The organism is Lactobacillus huangpiensis (genome assembly GCF_019972815.1).
In the GTDB taxonomy this organism is placed as follows: Bacteria; Bacillota; Bacilli; order Lactobacillales; family Lactobacillaceae; genus Lactobacillus; species Lactobacillus huangpiensis.
Window position 1 is genome coordinate 1 of sequence record NZ_BPPA01000018.1, and the last position, 4,555, is coordinate 4,555.

General features: G+C 33.3%; 8 protein-coding genes and 2 tRNA genes. 5 read left to right on the plus strand and 5 right to left on the minus strand.

From position 1 onward, the window contains the following. The first annotated feature begins 4 nt into the window (after positions 1-4). Positions 5-77, plus strand: a tRNA-Asn gene (locus LDM90_RS09280). 8 nt (positions 78-85) lie between these two features. Then, positions 86-175: transfer RNA gene (locus LDM90_RS09285), tRNA-Ser, on the plus strand. A 73-nt stretch (positions 176-248) separates the two neighbouring features. On the opposite strand, the gene LDM90_RS09290 is transcribed toward LDM90_RS09285, so the two are convergent. From LDM90_RS09290 to LDM90_RS09305, 4 genes are all read right to left on the minus strand, one after another. Further along, positions 249-1,361, minus strand: coding sequence for a site-specific integrase (locus tag LDM90_RS09290; protein ID WP_223897308.1), 1,113 nt, complete (start codon positions 1,359-1,361; stop codon positions 249-251). A 195-nt stretch (positions 1,362-1,556) separates the two neighbouring features. Further along, positions 1,557-2,267 (minus strand): hypothetical protein, encoded by a 711-nt coding sequence (locus LDM90_RS09295; RefSeq protein ID WP_223897307.1) that lies wholly within the window; start codon positions 2,265-2,267, stop codon positions 1,557-1,559. Between the two features lie 49 nt (positions 2,268-2,316). After that, a complete protein-coding gene (locus tag LDM90_RS09300; RefSeq protein ID WP_223897305.1) occupies positions 2,317-2,730 on the minus strand; it encodes a M48 family metalloprotease in 414 nt (137 codons plus the stop codon). Beyond that, positions 2,723-3,070 carry a helix-turn-helix domain-containing protein gene (locus LDM90_RS09305; RefSeq protein WP_223897303.1) on the minus strand — a complete coding sequence of 116 codons (348 nt, stop codon included), beginning with the start codon at positions 3,068-3,070 and terminating at the stop codon, positions 2,723-2,725. Before LDM90_RS09305 ends, LDM90_RS09300 begins: the two co-directional genes overlap by 8 nt. A 271-nt stretch (positions 3,071-3,341) precedes the next feature. Here LDM90_RS09305 and LDM90_RS09310 point away from each other — a divergent pair, with 271 nt between their 5' ends. Together LDM90_RS09310 and LDM90_RS09315 are read left to right on the plus strand one after the other, a co-directional pair. Further along, entirely contained in the window at positions 3,342-3,566 is a 225-nt protein-coding gene (locus LDM90_RS09310) for a transcriptional regulator (protein ID WP_223897301.1), read from the plus strand. After that, complete coding sequence (locus LDM90_RS09315) at positions 3,566-3,802, plus strand: Thoeris anti-defense Tad2 family protein (protein WP_223897299.1); 237 nt, start codon at positions 3,566-3,568, stop codon at positions 3,800-3,802. Before LDM90_RS09310 ends, LDM90_RS09315 begins: the two co-directional genes overlap by 1 nt. Here LDM90_RS09315 and LDM90_RS09320 read toward each other — a convergent pair. Further along, positions 3,780-4,130, minus strand: coding sequence for a hypothetical protein (locus tag LDM90_RS09320; protein WP_223897297.1), 351 nt, complete (start codon positions 4,128-4,130; stop codon positions 3,780-3,782). The two genes, LDM90_RS09315 and LDM90_RS09320, sit on opposite strands and share 23 nt — an antisense overlap. 201 nt (positions 4,131-4,331) lie before the next feature. On the opposite strand from LDM90_RS09320, the gene LDM90_RS09325 reads away from it, so the two are divergent. Continuing rightward, positions 4,332-4,555, plus strand: a 224-nt coding sequence (locus tag LDM90_RS09325) for a DUF771 domain-containing protein (protein WP_238480237.1), incomplete at its 3' end; no start/stop codon positions are given.

Sequence of the window (4,555 nt, forward strand, 5' to 3'; positions counted from 1 at the left end):
GCAATCCGGCTTAGCTCAGTTGGTAGAGCGCTTGACTGTTAATCAAGATGTCGTCAGTTCGAGTCTGACAGCCGGAGTTTAAATTGGAGTGTTGTCCGAGTGGCTTAAGGAGCATGATTGGAAATCATGTATATGGGTTAATCCTGTATCGAGAGTTCAAATCTCTCACACTCCGTAAATAAAAGCCCATAATAGTTGATGTTATGGGCTTTTTGCTTACCTATGTTCGCCAAAAGTTCGCCATGCTTCTAAATTTCGTCAAGTATCTTTACAATTTGCTGATCAGATTTTTGTTTCAGCTCATCAAGCATGTAGGCATAAACACCTGCCGTAATACTCATATTTGCGTGTCCCAAGCGTTTAGAAATAGAATATAGGTCAACTCCCTTGAATAATAATAATGCTACGTGAGTGTGACGTAAACTGTGAAAATGGAAGCCTTTTTTATTTATACCGATTTTTGCTAAATGCTGTCGCAAAGTTTTATTTACAGCATTTGAAGTAGGAATGGTTCCTCTATTCTCGATAAAAATTCTTTCATGGTTATTTACTTTTAATTTGCTTAAAATATCTAGTAATTTTTGATCAACTTTAATTATTCTGGTCGAAGAAATATTTTTTGTACTCTTGTTAATTTCATTTGAATCATAGTTGACAATATTTTTATTATCGTAATCCCATGACTTATTTATTGTTATTGTTTTATTTTTAAAATCAATATCATGCCATGTTAAGACTTTTATTTCACCAGGACGCATTCCAGTATAGATAATGGTTAATAACATATATCTGCTGGTGTAACGAGTATTTAAACCGTTTAGTAATGACTCTTTTAGTTTTTGAACTTGCTTAAAATTTAAATAGTCGATTTTACGCGTACGTTCAGAATTCCAGGTTAAGTTAATTCTATCTGTAAAATTTGTTGTTATTAGACCCTCACTGATGGCATCTTTAACACAGCTACGAATTGTACCATTTGTTTTTTGAACAGTTACTTTAGCATGTGTTTTTCCATAAGAGTTAAAAAAATCCTGATAACGCGCTCTGGTCATTTTGGAAAGTTTAATGTTGCCAAAATTTTCTTTAATTAGATCATAAGCTCTACGATAGCGTCTCTTTGTGCTATTGGATTTACCTGGCTCTTTATAACGCTTGTACCACTCGTCAAAATATTCAGCAAAAGTTGGATCTTGATCTGATATTAAATTTTTATCTTTGGCTACTTCAAATTCATTAGCCCATTTTTTAGCCTGCATTTTGGTAGCAAAGCCGCTTTTAGTCTTGTATTTGCGTTTATTTTGTTCGTCATACCAAGATACCTGAGCCTGCCAAGATATACCACGCTTTTTAATATAAGACATTTTAAATTTTATCTCCTATGCTATAATAGGGTATGCAAAAGGGCATAACCCTGTTGTTTTTAAGCTATTAAGAACTAGTTTTCCAAGCAGATTCTTAATAGCTTTTTTGTTTTGTATTCGTTTGTAACTATTATTTTTGTCTTCTTTGTAAATCACATTAGATTTGTAGCTTACTTATTGGACAATGTGTTTTCTTTAGAATCTAAATTTTTTACCACAGTTCATGCAAATCATATCTACCTTTTTGGTATTTTTACCTGCAAATCCTGCTATAGCACCAAGTCCTCCAGATAATGCAGTACCAGCAACAGCTTTACTAACAGAAAAACTTTTACGATGTTGACCTACGGCTTGAACATTTGTTGATCTGCATTTTGGACAATGTGGTTGTCGCATGGAGTTTATAACAGATCCTATCATGCTTGTAACTTTTATGGTCTTTTCTAACTTGCTTGCTTTTTCTTCTTGTACTGGTTGTTCGGTAACGTTAGCTGTTTCGTCAGGCTGACTGCTATAAGTATTGTTTTCTGATTTGAGCTCTTGGTTAGCGTTATCCACGATTTCAGGCTCAGGTTCAGAAACAGGTCCTACATTTTTAGGAGCAGAGGTAACGACAGCTTCTTTTTTAACTATCTCGGACTGCTGTCTTAATTGATTTAAAGTTTTCTGGTGTTCAATGGAATCTTTTAGCTTTTGTTGTTCAATTAAATTTTTGGCTTCTTCGAAAGGTAATCTCCCTTTATCAAGTTCAACCTTTACAGTATCTTTTATGCCCAAAGGTAATTTATAACCTAGTGCTTTGATTAAATAGTTATTGTCATCAGAACATATTTTTTCTTTACCAACGGAATATCCTTGATTATTGAAAGATAGTTTTTGACCACATATTGCACATGTCTTGCTCATAATATTCCTCCTAAATTAAGTTTTATATATTATAACGTTTTCATTGAGATTAAAATACTAGATCATCATTTTCTTTAAACAGTCTGTACACATCGCCTTTCATACGATAAGGGATGCCAAACTGTTCCATAAAAATGCCTGGCTCATCAAATGTTTCAAACTGACTGGATGCATACTTGTATATTAGATTAAGCGAATATAGATCAGCCTTACGTTCCTCAGATGTAATCGGACTGCCACAATAGTATTCAATATCATTATTAGTATCGCCATTCATGATGTGACCAATTTCGTGCCCGATAATGAATGGAAGTTCTTTCTGGTTTTTCCAGTTTGTATTAATAATAATTGTTTTTTTAGTTTTATCTGCCAGTGAATTATATTCTTCGCAAGTGCTAATTAATAGAACACCGATGTCGTGATCAAAAGCAAAAATAAAAAGATATCTAATTAAATTATTCACGCCTTTTGCCCCTTTCAATATCGGAGTCCATTAGTTTTTTAATAATATCTAGATAATCATCTGGAATAGGACGACCACGATAAGATAACAGTTCATCGTTTTCTATATCAATAGCTGAATGACCTTTCTTAGAAGAAGGAGAAGGATCATCAGTATTTCCTAGTAAGTAGTCTGCTGAAGTGTGTAATACATTAGCAACTTTTTTTAAGTTTTCCATTCCTGGCTTACTGGTTTTCCAACTGTATATAGAGTTCTTTCCTAAACCAGCTTTATCATTAACTTGCGCAAGCGTTAAATGTTTTTGTGCGCATAATTTTTTAACAATTTCAAATGTATTCATATCAAGGTAACTCCAGTCCTTGACAAATTAAATTAGAAAATTTCCGTATTTTAGTTGACAAAATTAGGAAATATTAGTAATATGTAATTGTCAATTGAATTATTTAAACTTTTGTATAAACAAAAAAGTATTGAATTAGTGGGATAGCCAGTTCAATTGCTTTATTTATTATGTCTTCATATTAGGATATTTCCTAATACATGTCAACAAAATTTAGTAATTTATTGACAAAATTATTTACACTTTTGTTTTAGGAAGAAGGGAGTGAGCTATGTTGCCAGCAGAACAGGCTTTAGCAGAGGCAAAGTCAAAGATTTTTAGTGATATCAAAATTGAAATGATACGACAAGGGTACACAGTTTCAAGTTTGGCAGATCTATTAAATGTCAATAGGCCGACACTTAGCTATGCCATTCATGGTGGTACCACACCACGTGATATATCAGTTAGGAAAAAAGTATATAAGGTGTTGGGGATGGAGGAAATAATTAGCTAATGGATATTAGAGACGCAGCACTTAAGGCACAAAAATTAGGTCGAGGTATTGCCAGAAAAAGTGATGGTACACGACCAGCAGTTTTTATCTGCACCAACTTAACTAAGGGAATTTTTGTTATTCCCAAAAGTGATCCTAACAGAGCTTATGCAGGATGGATGCCGACTTTGGAAGACTTAATTGCAACTGATTGGTATGTAATGGGCGACCAAATTAAGGAATTATCAAATTTTTAATTTTAGTTGCATAGTCAAGAACGATATCAATTTTATCTTTGAAAGACATTTGTAACATTGCGACCGCATCAGTTGTAAGAGTTATATCCAAATAACCACCTAATACTGGTTGTCCTTTTAAAAGACCTTTGTCAATTAGTTCCTCGACGGTGTAATCGGTGTCTTCTTTAGACCATTCAGGCATTAATCGGTGAATTGATTCTGAATTTCTAAAGAAAACAGCTGATCGTTTGGGTGAATTGTCTTTTAGACGAGAAAGATATTCTTTATACATTGAACTAATTAAGAATTTAGCGTCATTGGTCAAATTATAATCGTCTATTTTCATATAATCATCTCCTTTAAGGATGATTATATCAAGAAAATTTAAAACAATTAAATGTATTTATATTATTTAAAGGAGCGGATAAATAATGATGAAAGTATTAGATTTGCCAATACCTGTTGAGTCTTTGGCAAGTTTAGTTGATCAAATTATGGAAAAGCGGGGTTACGTCCCGCAGAGTCCTTAGTAGGAAAAACAATAAAAATGAAAGAGTTTTCCGAAAAATACTGCGGTAAGAAAGCGCCAAACTGGATAAGGTTATTTATTTTTGACGAATATCCAGAAGTTAATATCAAAAACGGTGGTTGGGTTGTTAATCCCAGAAGAACTGAAGAGGGAAGTAAAACAATTATTTTTGAAAAGCCTGCAGCTGAATGGATGGAAAAGCATCGAAATGACATTGACTGGAATGCAAAGCTACCGCAATA

Coding starts and splice junctions, on each gene's coding strand:
- LDM90_RS09310 (WP_223897301.1), top strand. CDS start 3,342: ATGTTGCCAGCAGAACAGGCTTTAGCAGAGGCAAAGTCAAAGATTTTT.
- LDM90_RS09320 (WP_223897297.1), bottom strand. CDS start 4,130: ATGAAAATAGACGATTATAATTTGACCAATGACGCTAAATTCTTAATT.
- LDM90_RS09290 (WP_223897308.1), bottom strand. CDS start 1,361: ATGTCTTATATTAAAAAGCGTGGTATATCTTGGCAGGCTCAGGTATCT.
- LDM90_RS09295 (WP_223897307.1), bottom strand. CDS start 2,267: ATGAGCAAGACATGTGCAATATGTGGTCAAAAACTATCTTTCAATAAT.
- LDM90_RS09305 (WP_223897303.1), bottom strand. CDS start 3,070: ATGAATACATTTGAAATTGTTAAAAAATTATGCGCACAAAAACATTTA.
- LDM90_RS09315 (WP_223897299.1), top strand. CDS start 3,566: ATGGATATTAGAGACGCAGCACTTAAGGCACAAAAATTAGGTCGAGGT.